Below are 15,164 nucleotides of genomic sequence, written 5' to 3'. Positions count from 1 at the left end.
CCAGATGCGGCTCCAGACGCGCATCCTTCAGGAACAGCCCCACGATCCCGCACATCTCCCCGGACCTCCTCTCCAGCCCGCCGGTCCCAGCCCCGGCCCCCCAGTCTCAACCACTGTGAAACTTTTTTAACCAGGGGGCAAGAGAAACTGCTCATGCCGGGGACAGGCAGGTCTTGTCGGTCAGCCATGATCCGCCAGTCCGCGATCGCCGCTCCGGCGTCCACCACCCGGCGCGGCAGCGGCGCCAAGGCCCCTTCCGCCTCCGGGCGCGACGGCGCCGCTCCCGATCCGCCGAACGAATGCTCGTCGGCGCCCTCCCGGTGGAAGGCCTCATGAACAAGGCCCAGCGCCGGCTGGCCTGCTCGTCAGAGCCGTGGCGACGGCTCCATCGCCGCTTCGGTCTCTCGCTCCTCCACGCGGGCGCCGCCCGGCAGGAGGTCCGGGCCCGCTCGGCCCAGCAGGGCGACCTGCACGTCCGCAACGTTGGTGTCGGTCGCCTCCAGCGGCAGGACATCGCCGGAGGCCACCAGCGCAGGATAGGAGTCGTTCCGGGCAAGCCTCGCTTCGGGGTCCAGCCCTGCCCCCCTCATTCGCGAGAGCGAGAGCGGGTCCACCAGGCCGCCCGCGGCATCCGTCGGCCCGTCACGCCCGTCCGTGCCCCCGCTCAGGAACACCCAGGGCGTGCCGCTGGGCAGGCGTTCGAAGAGGAGCGCCACCCGCAGGGCCAGCTCCTGATTGCGACCCCCTTGACCCGAGCCCCGGACGAGGACGGAGGTCTCGCCACCGGCCACGACGGCGGCCGGCCCGCCATCCGCCGCCTCGCGCATCAGGGCCACCAGCCGCTCGGCGGCCTGCGCGACGGCCCCTTCCAGCCAGCCGGGCACGCGCAGGACGCGCCGGCCCGACTTGCGCAGCACGGCCTCCATGGCATCGACGCTGATCGAGTTGCTGCCGATCACGCGGTTGCGCACCCGGGGATTCGGGATGGGGCGGGGAGCAGCAAGGGCATCGTCCAAGTGGGCCAGGACCGACCGGGGCGCCCCATCGAGGAGACCATGGCGCCGGAGCACCTCCAGGGCGCGCGCGGGGTCGGGTCGGACGGGGGCCGAGAGACCCGACGCGATCACTCCGACGTCGTCGCCGGGAACGTCCGACAGGAGCAGCGCCAGCACCGGGGCCGGCATCGCCAGGCGGGCGAGGCCACCGCCCTTGAGGGCGGACACGGCAGCGCGGACGGCATTCATCTCGCCGATGCCCGCACCCGATCGCAGCAGGGCGTTCGCGAGCCGCACCTTGTCGTTGATCGACACGCCGGGCGGAGGCGCGGCGAGGAGCGCGGACCCCCCGCCCGACACCAGGAGCAGGACGAGGTCGTCCTCCCGCAGTCCGGCGAGGGCCGACACGACGGCCGCGCCCCCCTCCAGGCTCCCCTTGTCGGGAAGCGGGTGCCCTCCCGCGATGACCCGCGCCCAGTCGAGCGGTCGCGCGGCCTGGGCCGTGGTCACGACCACCGCGTGGCGGAGCCGGTAGGCGACATGGGGACGGGCCGCCTCCGCCATGGCCAGCCCCGCCTTGCCCACCGAGACCATCACGACGCGCCGTGCCGCCGCGAGAGCCGGAGCCTCCTCCTCCAGGGCTCGGTCCACCAGGCGCCGGGGATCGGCCGCCTTCACGGCGGCACGATAGAGGGCCAGGGCCTCCGAGCGCAGCTCGGGCAGGCACGCGGCCTCGTCACGGTCGGGCAGGACGTCAGGCGACACGGTTGGGGGGCTCGCGGCCCGCGAAGAAGGCATCGAGGTTGTCGGCGACCATCATCCCCATGGCCACGCGGGTCTCCACCGTCGCGCTCCCCAGGTGAGGCAGGAGGACGACGTTCTCCATCCGGCGCAGGACCTCGGGCACCGCCGGCTCGTCCTCGTAGACGTCGAGCCCCGCCCCGGCGATTCGCTTGTGGCGAAGCGCCTCGATGAGCGCCGCCATGTCCACGACATCGCCACGCGCGGTGTTGATGAGGATGCCGTCGCCCAGGGCCTCGATGGCGCGCGCATCCACGAGGTGCCGGTTGGCCCCTCCGCCCGGGCAGTGGACCGACGCCACGTCCGACGCCTGCATGAGCTCCTCGACCGAGTCGAGCTGGCGCGCGCCCAGCTCGCGGATCTCGTCGTCGTCGAGGCGGCTGCGGTTGAAGAAGACGATGTCCATGCCGAACCCCAGGCGGGCGCGACGCGCGGTCGCGCGGCCGATCCGACCCATGCCGACGATGCCGAGCGTTCGGCCCGAGAGTCGCCGCCCCATCATGTGGGTCGGCCGCCAGCCGGTCCAGCCCCCCGCGCGCAGCTCGCGCTCGCCCTCGCCGGCGCGGCGCGCGACCATCAGCATCAGCGTGATGGCCAAGTCGGCCGTGCAGTCCGTCAGGCATCCCCGGCGTGTTCGTGACGGTGAGCCCCGCGGCCGTGGCCGCCGCGAGGTCGATGTGGTTGTAGCCCACGCCGAAGTTGCCGATGATCCGCGTTCGGGGCGTCGAGGGGAAGACGCTCGCGGGCAACTGGTCGCTGACGGTCGGCAGCACCGCGTCGTAGTCCTCCAGGGCCCGCGTGATGACCTCGGAGGTCATGCGCCAGTCGGCGTCGTTGAAGGTGGCGTCGTAGTCGCGGGCCAGGCGGGATTGCACCACCTCCGGCCAGCGGCGGGTCACGAGGATTCGCGGCTTCGTCATGGCTCTCCTCCGATCAGGCTGCCTGCCGGAGGCTCAGCGCCGCTTCCACCGTCTCGCCGAAGGCGGCGGGATGGGGGACGATCGTGTGCCCCGCGCTGCGAAGGATCTCGACCTTCTCCTGCGCCGACTCCCCGAAGGCCGAGATGATGGCGCCGGCATGGCCCATGCGCTTGCCCTTGGGCGCCGAGAGCCCCGCGATGTAGGCGATGAGCGGCTTGCTCATGTGGTCGCGCGCCCAGGCGGCCGCCTCGGCCTCCTGCGGGCCGCCGATCTCGCCGATCATGACGACCGCATCCGTGCCCGGGTCCTTCTCGAAGAGCTCCAGGATGTCGCGGAACGAGGAGCCGTTGATCGGGTCTCCGCCGATGCCCACCGAGGTGGACACGCCGATGCCCCGCGCCTTCATCTGGCTCGCCGCCTCGTAGCCCAGGGTCCCCGACCGGCTGACGATGCCCACGCGGCCCTCGGCGTAGATGTGCCGGCATGATCCCCATCATCCCCTGCCCGGGCGAGATCACCCCCGCGCCGTTGGGCCCCACGAGCCGCATCCGGTCCTCGTAGCGGTAGCGGCGCATGTAGCGCTTCACGCGCATCATGTCCTGCGCGGGGATGCCGTCGGTGATGCAGACGCAGAAGCGGATTCCGGCGTCGGCGGCCTCCATGATGGAGTCGGCGGCGAAGGGCGGCGGCACGAAGACGATCGAGGCCGTGGCGCCCGTCTCGGCCACGGCGCCGCGGACGGTGTTGAACACGGGCAGGCCCATGTGGGTCGTGCCGCCCTTGCCCGGGGTCACGCCGCCCAGCACCTTGGTGCCGTAGTCGATCATCTCCTGCGCGTGGAAGCTGCCGATCCGCCCGGTGAAGCCCTGGACGATCACCGGCGTGTCACGGTCGAGAAGAACGGTCATTGTCGAATCTCCCTCAGGCGGCGTTGGCGGTTCTGGACTTCCAGGCGGCGACGGCGGCCTCGGCCGCCTCGGCCAGCGTGGCGGCCACGGTGACGTTCGGGGCCTTTTCGGCGAGGATCTTCCGACCCTCCTCGACGTTGGTCCCCGCGAGGCGGACGACCAGCGGCACCGTCACGCCGACCTCCTCGATGGCCTTCACGACGCCCTCCGCCACCCAGTCGCAGCGGTTGATGCCCGCGAAGATGTTCACGAGGATCGCTTCGACGTTGCGGTCGGACAGCACCGCGCGGAAGCTCTTGGCCACCCGCTCGGGGCTCGCGCCGCCGCCGATGTCGAGGAAGTTCGCGGGCTCGCCCCCGGCCATCTTGATCATGTCCATCGTCGCCATCGCGAGGCCGGCCCCGTTGATGATGCAGCCGATGTTGCCGTCGAGCCCCACGTAGGACAGCCCGCGGTCCGAGGCGAAGGTCTCGCGCGGGTCCTCCTGGCTCTTGTCGCGGAACTCCGAGATCTCCGGCCGGCGGAAGAGCGCGTTGTCGTCGAAGCTCATCTTGGCGTCGAGCGCGATCAGGTCGTTCCCGAGACCACCAGCGGATTGATCTCCAGCATGGAGGCGTCGTACTCGCGGAAGGCGTTGTAGCAGCCCATGATGGTGCTCACCGCCTTGCCGATCAGCGCGCCCTCGAGGCCGAGGCCGAAGGCGATCTCGCGGGCCTGGAACTCCTGCATCCCACGCCCGGGTCGACTGAGCAGCGGATCAGGCTGTCGGGCGCCTTCTCCGCGATCTCCTCGATCTCCACTGCCCCCCGAGGCCGAGGCCAGGATGATGATCCGCTCCTCCCCCGTCGAGCACGAAGCCCAGGTAGAGCTCCTGGCCCAGCTCCACCGTCTCCTCGATGTAGAGGCGGTTCACGAGCTTGCCCTTGGGCCCGGTCTGGTGCGTGACGAGCCGGCGCCCGAGCAGCTTCTCGGCGGCGGCCGAGACCTCGTGCTCGTCGCGGCACAGGACGATGCCGCCCGCCTTGCCCCGCGCCCCCGAATGGATCTGGGCCTTGACCACCCAGGCCTCGCCCCCGACCTCCGTGGCGCGGTAGGCCGCGTGCTCGGGGGAGTAGGCGAGGCCGCCACGCGGCGTCCGGACCCCGTAGTTGGCCAGGAGCTCCTTGGCCTGGTATTCGTGGATGTCCATGCGATCCTCCCTCAGGCCGCGACGCGCGTGATGGCGTCGTTCACGGCGATGATGTTCTGGGCCATGCGCGCCGATGCGGCGTCGATCATCTTGCCGTCCAGCGAGGCCGCGCCCCTACCCTGCGCCTCGGCCTCGGTGAGGGCCTGCAGGATGCGGCGGGCGCGCTCGACCTCCTTCTCGGGTGGCGAGAACTCCTCGTTGGCGAGCGCGATCTGGCTGGGGTGGATGGCCCACTTGCCCTCGATCCCCAGGGCCGCACCACGCCGCGCGGCGTTGCGGTAGCCCTCGGGGTCGGAGAAGTCCCCGAACGGCCCGTCGATGGCGCGGAGCCCGTAGGCCCGGCAGGCCACCGTCATCCGCGACAGCGCGAAGTGCCACTGGTCGCCCGGATAATTGGGGTTGAGCCCGCCGATGCTCACGGTGCGCGCCTTGCAGGAGGCCGCGTAGTCCGCCACCCCGAAGTGCAGCGCCTCCAGCCGCCCCGGGAAGGCCGCGATGGCCTCGACGTTGCTCATGCCGAGCGCCGTCTCGATCAGCGCCTCCAGGCCGACCCTGGTCGTGTAGCCCTTGGCCATCTCGATCTGGTTGACCAGCGCCTCGACCATGTAGAGGTCCGCCGGCACCCCCACCTTGGGCACGAGGATCGTGTCGAGCCGGCTCCCCGCCTGCTCCATCACGTCGACCACGTCGCGGTACATGTAGTGGGTGTCGAGCCCGTTGATGCGGACCGAGACGGTCTTGCCCTTGGCGCGCCAGTCGATGTCGTTCAGCGCGGCGATGATGTTGCGCCGCGCCTGCTCCTTGTCGGGCGGCGCGACCGCGTCCTCGATGTCGAGGAAGACGTAATCCGCCGCGCTCTCGGCGGCGCGGTCGATCATCGAGGGGTTCGACCCCGGGACGGCGAGCTCGCTCCGCTGGAGGCGCAGCTTGCGGAGGTGGTTGACGGTGTGGCTCATGACGATGGTCCCGATGCTGGCTCAGGCGGCCTTGGCGACGACGGCCGGGGAGGTCGAGGAGAAGTGCGAGATCGCGGCGCCCACGCCCGAGCCGGGCCGGAGCGCGATGCCGCAGTCGATCATCGCCATCTCGGCGACCGAGAGCGCGGTGCAGACCATGCCCTCGTTCAGCCAGCCCAGGTGGCCGATGCGGAACACCTTGCCCGCGACCTTCGACAGGCCGCTGCCCAGCGACGTGTTGTAGGCCTCGTAGGCGCGGCGGATGACGCGCGTGGCGTCCACTCCTTCGGGCACCACGATGGCGCTCACCGTGTCGGACTGCCACCTCGGCTCCTTGGCGCAGAGCCGGAGGCCCCAGGCCTGCACGGCCTGGCGGACGCCACCGGCGAGGCGGGCGTGGCGCCCCCATACGGCCTCCAGACCCTCCTCCAGCAGCATGTCGCAGGAGACGTCGAGCCCGCGCAGGAGCTGGGTGGCCGGCGTGTAGGGGAAGTAGCCGTTGTCGTTCCCCGCGATCTGGTCGGCGAAGGCGAAGTAGGTGCGCGGGTAGCCCGCCGTGCGGCTGGCCTCGAGCGCCTTGGCCGAGACCGACAGGATGCCCAGGCCCGCCGGCAGCATGAACCCTTTCTGCGAGCCCGACACGCAGCAGTCGACCCGCCAGGCGTCCTGATCGAAGGGGATCGACCCCACCGCCGAGACGCCGTCCACCATGAGGAGCGCGGGATGCCCCGCCTCGTCCAGCGCCCGCCGCACCGCCGCCACGTCCGAGCTCACGCCGGTCGCGGTCTCGTTGTGGGTGGCGAAGACCGCCTTGATGCGATGCCCCCGGTCGGCCCGGAGCCTCTCGGCATAGGTCTCCACGGGAACCCCCTCGCCCCACTCGCAGTCGACCACGTCCACCTCGAGGCCGAGGCGCTGGGCCATGTCCACCCAGAGATGCGAGAACTGGCCGAAGCGGCTCATGAGCACGCGGTCGCCGGGCGAGAGCGTGTTCTGGATCGCCGCCTCCCAGGCGCCGGTGCCGGAGGACGGGTAGAGGAAGACCCGGCCCGTGGAGTTGCGGAAGACCTTGGCGACCTTGGCGAAGAGCGGCTTGGTCAGGTCCGGGAAGTCCGGCGCCCGCATGTCCTGCATGGAGACGTTCATCGCCATCCGGACGCGCTCGGGAATGTTCGTCGGCCCCGGGATGTAGAGATGCGTGTAGCCAGCCATGACAGTCCCTCCCTCGGCATCGCTTGCAGGGAAAGCTTCGCCCTCGGCGTCGCCGCTGCACACACTCGGGCGGATGGAAAGACGCGCCCGATGGGCGGGGCGGGACCTACCCGCTCGGGTCATGGGCCTTCCCGCCGAGGGCGCGGGTTCGGCAGCCCGGCAGATGCGGAGGCATTTGCGGGCGAGGTCCTGGCAACATGGATCGAGACGACGCGTGGACATCCCCCGCGTCGGCGACGGCGCCAGCTTAGGTCTTTATGGACGCGGTCAGTCTGGGGAGGGCCGGGACCCTACCGCCCCTGGACTCAGGCTCGATGCTAGTCCGCAGGCTGGTTCACCAGCATCCGTGCCGCTCGGTCGAAGGCGGGCCTCGATGCGGGCCCGGGCGGGTCCCTGGACGCCGGTGTCGTCCAGCGCCCGCACCATGCAGCTCAGCCAGTCCTCCGCGTCCTGCATCCGGATCGGCACATGGGCGTGGAGCTCGCGCAGGTTCATGTGCCCGTGCCGTTCCGCGTAGTAGCGGCGCCCGCCGAAGAACCCGCAGAGGAAATCGAACTGCTCCAGTCGCACATGCGCGAGGCCGTGCCCCTGGAAGTGCAGGTTGAGGATGTTCGCCCCTTCCGGCGCGGTCTCGATGAGGTCGTAGAACCGCTCGACCAGCGCGCGCACGACCGGCTCCCCGCCGATGTCCTCGATGACAGCCGCCATGGAATCCTCCCATCCTCCGCGCGGGATTGGGTGCCCGGCCAAGGCGCTCGTCAATGCGACACCCGGCATCGGGTGCGGAGAATCCGACAGGCGAACCGGAACCGGCCCTTCGTTGGCCCGGTCGCGGCTGGCTGGCCGGTGCGCTCGACGGGGCGGCGCCGGATCCGGGAACCCGACGCCGTCCGAATGGCACTACTTGAGGCGGATCGCGAAGTGCTTGCGGACCGGCGCCTCGATCCGCCAGACGCCCTTGAATCCCGCCTCGACCACGAAGGCGTCGCCCGGGTTCAGCGTGACGGGCTCGCCGCCGTCCTCGGTGATCGTGATGCGGCCCTCGATCAGGTGGACGAACTCGTAGTCGGTGTAGGTGGCGTGCCAGGAGCCCGGCGTCGCCTCCCAGGTCCCCGAGATCATGGTGCCATCGGCGGCGGTGTGCTGGACCCAGGTCCTCATCGTCGGGTTGCCCTCGATCTTGACCCATCCCTCGAGGTCGTCGGTGATGGGCGCGCCGCTCGGTGCGCCGAGGCGGGTGACGGTCGGCATGGTTCGTTCCTCCCTGTTGTGGACCTGGCGAGGGCCGTCGATGGACGGAGCCCGCCGTCAGTAGTTCATGGATGGCGCCTGCCGTGTCCAGACCCGGGGACAGGCCGCCCGGCGCGCTGCGGCCTGGCTCCGACCGTTCCCGGCGTTCCGGCCCCGTGAACCGGGATCATGGTCCGGGCCGTCGGCTAGATCTCTCGCTCGCGGGTGTAGAGGGCGACCGCCATGGCCCGGTTCCGGACGCCCAGCTTGTCGTAGAGGTTCTTGAGGTGGTACTTGACCGTGTTCTCCGAGATGCCGGTCCGATTGGCCACCTGAAGGTTGGTCCAGCCGCGCGACAGCATGTCGAGGAGCTCCCGCTCGCGCACGGTGAGCTGGGCGAGAGGCGTGTCGTTGAGGCGCGTGATGTCGATGTCCGGGATGCAGATGCGTCCGCGCGCGACGGTGTGGAGCGTCTCGAACAGGATCGACGGGTCGTCGAACTGGTAGCAGTAGCCGTGCGCGCCCAGCCGGACCGCCCGCCGCACGAGGTCCAGGTCGTGGTCGTTGGCGAAGATGATGATCCTGAGGCCCAGCTCCCGCGCCTTGACCTCGCGCAGGAGCTCGGCCGCGCTTCCGTCCGCCAGTCGCCAGGAGACCACCGCAAGATTGATGTCCTGCCGCCGCGCGGCGGCGATCAGCTCGGAGCCGCGCGTCAGGGTGGCCGTGAGGGTGAAGCGCGGGTCCCTCTCGAAGAGCCCGGTGAGCGCGGCGACGATCAGTGGATTGGGCTCGACCAGTGCCGTCCGCACCGGAGCCGGGCTCAACAGCGCCCCATCGGCCATGGCCATGGTCCTCCTCCCCAGCCGAGCCCGTGCAAGCAGGCCTCTTGTTCACTGTGGTAAATCTTTTCTTCACACTATTCAAAACGACGCGGGACGTCTACGACATCGTGGGCCCCGGGCTACTCACGTCCACATGACGGTCCCGCAAGTCCCTCCTGGCAGAAAAGGTTCCGGGCGATCCGCCACGAGCGACGTCCTGCTGCCGATGCGCGCCACGAGCCTCACCCGAGCAACGTTCCACCGTCGCCTGGACTGGCGGGACTAGCCGGTTCCGACGGCGCGCCTTGGTCACCTCACATTTCCTGGTAGATGGGGAAGCGGCTGCAGAGGGCCTGGACCTCGTGGGCGATGCGGGCCTCGGTGGCGGGGTCGCCCTGGCCCTGGGTGGCGCGCAGGCTGTCCACGACCTCGATGATCCAGCGGCCGACCTGGCGGAACTCAGCCTCCCTGAGGCCCCGCGTGGTGGCGGCGGGGCTGCCCAGGCGCACGCCGGAGGTGACGGTGGGCTTCTCGGGGTCGAAGGGCACGCCGTTCTTGTTGCAGGTGATGCGGGCGCGGCCGAGCGCGGCTTCGGTGGCGTTGCCCTTCACCCCCTTGGGCCGCAGGTCCACCAGCATCAGGTGGGTGTCGGTGCCGCCGGTGACGATGTCGAGGCCGCCGCGCAGGAGCTCGTCGGCGAGCGCCTGGGCGTTCGCGACCACCTGCCGCTGGTAGTCCTTGAACGCCGGGTCGAGGGCCTCGCCGAAGGCCACCGCCTTGGCGGCGATGACGTGCATCAGGGGCCCGCCCTGGAGGCCGGGGAAGATGGCCGAGTTGATCTTGCGGGCGATCTCCTCGTCGTCGGTGAGGATCATGCCGCCTCTAGGCCCGCGCAGGGTCTTGTGGGTGGTGGTGGTCGCCACATGCGCGTGCGGGAAGGGCGAGGGGTAGAGCCCCGCCGCCACCAGCCCGGCGAAGTGCGCCATGTCGACGACGAGCCAGGCGCCCACCGAGTCGGCGATCGCCCGCATCCGCGCGAAGTCGATCACCCGCGGGATGGCCGAGCCCCCCGCCACGATCGCGCGGGGCCGGTGCTCGGCCGCCAGCGCCGCCACCTGCTCGTAGTCGAGCAAGGAGTCCTGCCGCCGCACCCCGTACTGGACGGCGTGGAACCACTTGCCCGACTGGTTGGGCTTGGCGCCGTGCGTCAGGTGCCCGCCGGCGTCCAGGCTCATGCCCAGGAGCGTGTCGCCGGGCTGCAGGAGCGCCAGGTAGACCCCCTGGTTGGCCTGGCTGCCCGAGTGCGGCTGCACGTTGGCATGGGCGCAGCCGAAGAGCTCCTTCGCCCGCTCGATCGCCAGGCTCTCGGCCAGGTCCACGAACTCGCAGCCCCCGTAGTAGCGCCGCCCCGGATAGCCCTCCGCATACTTGTTGGTCAGCACCGAGCCCTGCGCCTCCAGAACCGCCCGGCTCACGATGTTCTCGGAGGCGATCAGCTCGATCTCGTGGCGCTGCCGGCCCAGCTCGGACCCAATGGCCGCCGCAATCCCAGGGTCGCGGGCGGCGAGGGACGTCGTGAAGAACTCCGGCCCGAAGTCCTGATCGGGAATGGCCTTGTTCATGGATTCGCTCCTTTCCGAGGGCGCGGCCCTGCCGCCCGTCTAACCTGTCCAGCCCAGGCCCGCCGAGATGACATGGATGGTCATCAGCAGGGCTTCGACATCCTCTCGAGGCGCGGCCTCGGCCCCGCCCGCCGCGCGCACCTGCCGCAGGAGCTCGACCTGGAGGCGATGAGCCCCCGCGAGCTGCGGGCGAAGCGTGGCGACCTTGTCCTTGAAGGCGGGGAAGCGGCGCGACAGGTCGGGCACGCCGGTGATCTCCGCGATGCGGTCCCGTGTCAGGCCATGCTCGTGGCAGATGCGCGCCCAGATCGCCTCGGCCGCCGCCCGGTCCTTCACCAGACCCGCGTAGCGCCCGGCGATCTCCATGTCCGACAGGACGATCATCTTCTCGGCCTCGTCGACGACGAGCCGGAACATGCGCGAGCGCTCGAACATGCGCCGGAGGAGGTCGAGACCCGCCTCCCCGCGAACCTCGACGAAGCGCGAGAGCGCGGTCCCGATCCCGTACCAGCCGGTGATCATGTGGCGGTTCTGGCTCCAGCCGAAGACCCAGGGGATCGCCCTGAGGTCGGTAAGCTCGCGCGGCCCGCTCGCGAAGCGGCGGACCGGGCGGGAGCCGATGTTCAGGAGCGCGATCTCGTCGGCGATGCTGGCCTGGTGGAAGTAGTCCACGAAGCCGGGCTGCCGCAGGAGGTTCGCATAGGCGGCCCGGGACAGGTCCGAGAGCGCCTCCATGGCCTCGCCGAACTCCGGGTCCTCGGCCAGGGCGGCCTCGCGCGGGGACTTGAGGCTATGGGCCAGGACCGCCGCGCTGAGGATCTCGAGGTTGGCGAGCGCCGTGCCCCGGTTGGCAAACTTGGCCGAGACGATCTCGCCCTGCTCGGTCACGCGCAGCCGGCCGTCCACCGTGTGGGACGGCTGGGCGGCGATGGCCCGGCCCGTGGGCGCCCCCCCGCGGCTGACCGAGCCGCCGCGGCCATGGAAGAACGCCACCTTGACCCCATGGCGCGCGCCCGCGCGACGCAGCGCCACCTGCGCCTTCGAGAGCTCCCAGTTGGACGTCAGGAAGCCGCCGTCCTTGTTGCTGTCCGAATAGCCGAGCATGATCTCCTGGAGGTCGCCCGTCGTGCTGATGGCCCGGCGCACCGTCCGCTCGCGCAGCAGCTCGTCGAGGATGCGCGGAGAGGCCCTCAGGTCCGCGATGGTCTCGAAGAGCGGGACCACCGCCGGACCGGCCGCGTGCGCCCCGCGCAGGCCGTCCCCGCCGGACCACCGCAGCAGCAGGTAGACGGCCAGGAGGTCCTCCGCCGAACGCGTCATCGACAGGATGACCGACCCCAGGGCGTCGTGGCTGGCGGACGGCCGGCGGGATAGGAGGGCGAAGAGGTCCAGCGTCTCCCGCGCCTCGTCCGAGAGGGTCGGGAGCCTGGCCCGGTCGAGCGGCTCGTCTTGATGCAGGGCCTCGCGCAGGCGCGCCGACCGCGCCTCCGGCGGGGCGTCCGAAGGGAGGCGGCCCAAGGCGCCGAGGACCTCGTCCACCACGCGGTTGACGACCGTCGAGTTCTGCCGGACATCGAGCGCGGCGGTGTGGAACCCGAAGGTCTCGAGGCGCAGGAGGAACGGCTGGATCAGCCGCTCGGAGGTCGCCTCCGCCCCCAGGGCCACGAGGGCGTCGTCGAGCACGCGCAGGTGGTGGGCCAGCTCGCGCGGGCCGGCGAAGGGCCGGGCGAGCGGCTCGGCCCCGGCGTCGCAGGCGATCGTCGCGTCCGTGCGGACGAGAAGGGCGCTGACGTACTGGCGGAAGGGCTCCTCCCCGTTGCGCTGGACGATCCGCCCCGCCTCCGGTCCGCAGGAGGACAGGAGCGCCGCGAGGTGATCCAGGAAGGCCTGGGGGGTGGCGGTCGCGCCCTGGCTGATGGAGATGCGGGCGCCGAGATCGGCCAGCGCGCGGGAATGGGACCGGAGCGCGAGGTCCCGGCAGGCGGCCAGCGCCCGCCGCGTGACCTCGGTGGTGACCTTGGGGTTCCCGTCCCGGTCGCCGCCGATCCAGGTCGAGAACCGGATGAATCCGCCCGGCCGGACGCCGGGATAGGTCTGCTCCACGGCATGGGCCAAGGCGGCGTGGAGGGTCGGGACCGCGTCGAACAGCACCTCGCGGAAGAAATGGAGCCCCCAGGCGACCTCCTGCTCGACGCTGGGCGGCTGCAGGCGCAGCTCGCCGGTGAGCCACAGGAGCTCGATCTCGGCCGCCAGGGCGCGAAGGTGCTCGCCCTCCTCCCGGGGGGACCAGTCCCGCCCCCGCAGCTCGGTCAGGCGGCGGTAGATCCGGCGGTGGATCTCCAGCACCGTGACGCGCTTGGTCTCGGTCGGGTGCGCCGTCATGGTCGGCACGACCCGGAGGCGGCCCAGCACCTCGGCGAGTTCGTCAGCCGTGACGCCCTGGTCGGGCAGCGACCCGATGATGTTGCTGAAGGAGCCGACGATGCGGGACGACTCCCCTTCGCGCTCGATGCGCCGCCGCTCCTGGACCGCGCCCCATTCGCGGGCGACGGAGAGGAGCTGGCACCAGGCGGCCAGCGCCTGCAAGGCGGCCCGTCGGTCGGTCGGCGCGACCTCGTCCACGGTGATCCGCCCATCGAGGAGGCAGTCGATCTCGGGCAAGGTGGGCCGGACCACCTCCGACAGGAGAAGGCGGAACAGGGCATCGTTGTCGCGGAGCCGGAAGGCCGGCAGGCGGACGGTCGCCCTTGGACGCGTCGGAGGGAGGTCGGATGTGGCGAATGTGGTCGGCATCGGACGGCTCCCGGGGCGACGAGGCAGCACCTGCAGGAGACCGTGCCGCTCTCGATGCCGCAATCACCCTCCGGGTAGAAAATTCGGTTCGACGGGTAGGACGGGACTGCCCGCACGGTGAGATCGGCCCGACCTATCCGTAGGGGAATGCCGGATGTCCAGCATGGGGCACGATGCGAGCGCTCCCCGATGCCGACCGCCCGGCCCGCGCTCCTCGGCCGATTCGCTCCACCACGCGCTTGTCATGGCGGCGCGGAGCGCGTTCCAGGCGGGTCCGGGGCCGCAGCCCGGGAGGGGCCGCCCCCGATTTTCTCCGGCCGTTAACGCTTTCTTCACCTTTGTCTGCGAGGGTGATCCTTGTCCCCGGGTGGCCGCCCGGCGGGGTAGGGGGAGTTGCGCCCTCGGTCCGGCGAGGCGGGGTCTGCCCTTCGCGGGGGACCCGCTCAGCCTTGCTGGTCGGGGGGCACGGCTCCGGCGAGGCCGCGCAGCCCGGCGAGGCGGCGGCGCTCGTCGGCGGGGTGGACGCCGAAGGCCTCCTGGTAGTGGCGGGCGAAATCGGTGGAGGTGGAGTAGCCCACCGAGCGGGCGATCTCGGTGACGGTGTCGGTGGAGTAGAGCACCCGCTGGCGGCCGCGCTCGAGGCGCAGGCGGCGGTAGTAGCGCAAGGGGGTCTCGCCGGTGGCGGCGCGGAAGGCGCGCTCCAGCGTGCGCTCGGAGAGCCTGACCTGCGCGGCCACCTGGGCGATGGCGAGCGGGTCCTCGATGTGCAGGCCGAAGAGGCGGACGGCCTCGCGCACGGGGGGCGGCAGCATCGCCTCGGTGCCGCCCGCCCGCGCCACCGGGCGGGCCTGCAGCGCGGTCTCGTCGCGCACGAAGGGGTGTTGGAACCAGCAGGCCACCTCGGTCATCAGCGCCCGGCCGAGCCGCTCCTCGATCACCCGCAGCATCAGGTCGAAGACCGCGCCCGCCCCCGACACGGTGATGCGGCCGTGCTCGCGCTGGATGGCGTTGCGGCTGGTGCCGCGGTCGGGGAACTCCCCCGCCCAGGCGCCCTCGTAGCACCAGTGGACCGAGGGGGTGTGCCGGCCCAGGGCCTGCGCGCGCATGAGCGGGAACACCCCGCCGGAGAAGCCGCCCAGCGTCACGCCGCGCCGCGCCAGGAGCCGCAGCGCCGCCTCCGAGCGGCGCGGGTCGAGAAAGCGCGCATCGGGGGGTGAGAGGCAGACCAGGGCGTCGAGGCCCGCGGCCTCCGCGAGCGTCGCGTCGGTGTCGAAGCGGACGCTGGCCGAGGAGCGCACCGGGCCCGGCGCCTCGCCCAGCAGCGTCCAGGCGAACTCGGGGCGTCCGGTGATTTCGTTGGCGGCGCGCAGCGGCTCGATGGCCGAGGTCAGGCAGGCCATGGGGAAGCCCGGAAAGAGCAGGAAGCCCCAGGCGGCCAGGGGCGCGGCGGGCGCCGAGCTTGACACCTCGGCCGGAGTGGCGACATGTTTCATGCGAAGAAACATACGGCCGGAGAGCGCCGAGCGCCATGCCCCAGGACCACGAGCCCGAGCCCGAGGACGCCGCCCCGGCCCCCGCGCGCCAGAAGCCGGGGCTGACCCAGGACCCCCACCGCGTCCGCGAACTCGCGGAGCGCAACCTCGAGACCGCCATCGGCCGCGAGGTGCGCACCTTCCGCCGCAGCCAGGGCATGACCGTGGCCGACCTCGCCCAGGCC

The 15,164-nt window shown here is 71.5% G+C and carries 10 protein-coding genes and 4 pseudogenes; 1 reads left to right on the top strand and 13 read right to left on the bottom strand.

Annotated features, from left to right (window positions below; all coding sequences use genetic code 11):
* Positions 1 to 365: 365 nt before the first annotated feature.
* The 13 genes and pseudogenes from RUMESO_RS21430 to RUMESO_RS21375 all read right to left on the bottom strand — a co-directional run bounded on the left by RUMESO_RS21430 (position 366) and on the right by RUMESO_RS21375 (position 14,940).
* Positions 366 to 1,760, bottom strand: a complete 1,395-nt coding sequence (locus tag RUMESO_RS21430; protein ID WP_051521582.1) for a glycerate kinase type-2 family protein — start codon at positions 1,758 to 1,760, stop codon at positions 366 to 368.
* Positions 1,750 to 2,394 (bottom strand): NAD(P)-dependent oxidoreductase, encoded by a 645-nt coding sequence (locus RUMESO_RS21425; RefSeq protein WP_342670813.1) that lies wholly within the window; start codon positions 2,392 to 2,394, stop codon positions 1,750 to 1,752. The genes RUMESO_RS21430 and RUMESO_RS21425 overlap by 11 nt, the downstream gene beginning before the upstream one ends.
* A gap of 82 nt (positions 2,395 to 2,476) precedes the next feature.
* A pseudogene (locus RUMESO_RS28240) lies at positions 2,477 to 2,716 on the bottom strand (D-glycerate dehydrogenase); the annotation flags it as partial.
* 13 nt (positions 2,717 to 2,729) lie between these two features.
* Positions 2,730 to 3,624: pseudogene (gene sucD, locus RUMESO_RS21420) on the bottom strand (succinate--CoA ligase subunit alpha).
* Positions 3,625 to 3,637: 13 nt separating this feature from the next.
* Positions 3,638 to 4,813 (bottom strand): annotated as a pseudogene (locus tag RUMESO_RS28005) (malate--CoA ligase subunit beta).
* Between the two features lie 11 nt (positions 4,814 to 4,824).
* Entirely contained in the window at positions 4,825 to 5,769 is a 945-nt protein-coding gene (locus RUMESO_RS21410) for an HpcH/HpaI aldolase/citrate lyase family protein (protein ID WP_037283577.1), read from the bottom strand.
* Between the two features lie 21 nt (positions 5,770 to 5,790).
* Complete coding sequence (locus RUMESO_RS21405) at positions 5,791 to 6,981, bottom strand: aminotransferase class V-fold PLP-dependent enzyme (protein WP_037283573.1); 1,191 nt, start codon at positions 6,979 to 6,981, stop codon at positions 5,791 to 5,793.
* A gap of 267 nt (positions 6,982 to 7,248) precedes the next feature.
* Positions 7,249 to 7,689, bottom strand: coding sequence for a group II truncated hemoglobin (locus tag RUMESO_RS21400; protein ID WP_245639374.1), 441 nt, complete (start codon positions 7,687 to 7,689; stop codon positions 7,249 to 7,251).
* A gap of 192 nt (positions 7,690 to 7,881) precedes the next feature.
* A complete protein-coding gene (locus tag RUMESO_RS21395; RefSeq protein ID WP_037283570.1) occupies positions 7,882 to 8,232 on the bottom strand; it encodes a cupin domain-containing protein in 351 nt (116 codons plus the stop codon).
* Positions 8,233 to 8,417: 185 nt separating this feature from the next.
* Entirely contained in the window at positions 8,418 to 9,059 is a 642-nt protein-coding gene (locus tag RUMESO_RS21390) for a LuxR C-terminal-related transcriptional regulator (protein ID WP_211262956.1), read from the bottom strand.
* A gap of 287 nt (positions 9,060 to 9,346) precedes the next feature.
* Positions 9,347 to 10,654: a serine hydroxymethyltransferase gene (gene glyA / locus RUMESO_RS21385; protein ID WP_037283567.1), complete on the bottom strand. Its 1,308-nt coding sequence runs from the start codon at positions 10,652 to 10,654 to the stop codon at positions 9,347 to 9,349.
* Positions 10,655 to 10,693: 39 nt separating this feature from the next.
* Entirely contained in the window at positions 10,694 to 13,447 is a 2,754-nt protein-coding gene (locus RUMESO_RS21380; protein WP_037283564.1) for a phosphoenolpyruvate carboxylase, read from the bottom strand.
* A 443-nt stretch (positions 13,448 to 13,890) separates the two neighbouring features.
* Positions 13,891 to 14,940 carry a GlxA family transcriptional regulator gene (locus RUMESO_RS21375; protein ID WP_082484489.1) on the bottom strand — a complete coding sequence of 350 codons (1,050 nt, stop codon included), beginning with the start codon at positions 14,938 to 14,940 and terminating at the stop codon, positions 13,891 to 13,893.
* A gap of 35 nt (positions 14,941 to 14,975) precedes the next feature.
* Here RUMESO_RS21375 and RUMESO_RS21370 point away from each other — a divergent pair.
* Positions 14,976 to 15,164: pseudogene (locus tag RUMESO_RS21370) on the top strand (hypothetical protein); the annotation flags it as partial.

This window comes from Rubellimicrobium mesophilum DSM 19309 (assembly GCF_000600335.2).
Taxonomy (GTDB): Bacteria; Pseudomonadota; Alphaproteobacteria; order Rhodobacterales; family Rhodobacteraceae; genus Rubellimicrobium; species Rubellimicrobium mesophilum.
The sequence above is the reverse complement of the archived record's forward strand: the minus strand, read 5'-3'. Positions and strand labels throughout refer to the sequence as shown.

Coding starts and splice junctions, on each gene's coding strand:
- RUMESO_RS21410 (WP_037283577.1), bottom strand. CDS start 5,769: ATGAGCCACACCGTCAACCACCTCCGCAAGCTGCGCCTCCAGCGGAGC.
- RUMESO_RS21405 (WP_037283573.1), bottom strand. CDS start 6,981: ATGGCTGGCTACACGCATCTCTACATCCCGGGGCCGACGAACATTCCC.
- RUMESO_RS21400 (WP_245639374.1), bottom strand. CDS start 7,689: ATGGCGGCTGTCATCGAGGACATCGGCGGGGAGCCGGTCGTGCGCGCG.
- RUMESO_RS21395 (WP_037283570.1), bottom strand. CDS start 8,232: ATGCCGACCGTCACCCGCCTCGGCGCACCGAGCGGCGCGCCCATCACC.
- RUMESO_RS21390 (WP_211262956.1), bottom strand. CDS start 9,059: ATGGCCATGGCCGATGGGGCGCTGTTGAGCCCGGCTCCGGTGCGGACG.
- glyA (WP_037283567.1), bottom strand. CDS start 10,654: ATGAACAAGGCCATTCCCGATCAGGACTTCGGGCCGGAGTTCTTCACG.
- RUMESO_RS21380 (WP_037283564.1), bottom strand. CDS start 13,447: ATGCCGACCACATTCGCCACATCCGACCTCCCTCCGACGCGTCCAAGG.
- RUMESO_RS21375 (WP_082484489.1), bottom strand. CDS start 14,940: ATGAAACATGTCGCCACTCCGGCCGAGGTGTCAAGCTCGGCGCCCGCC.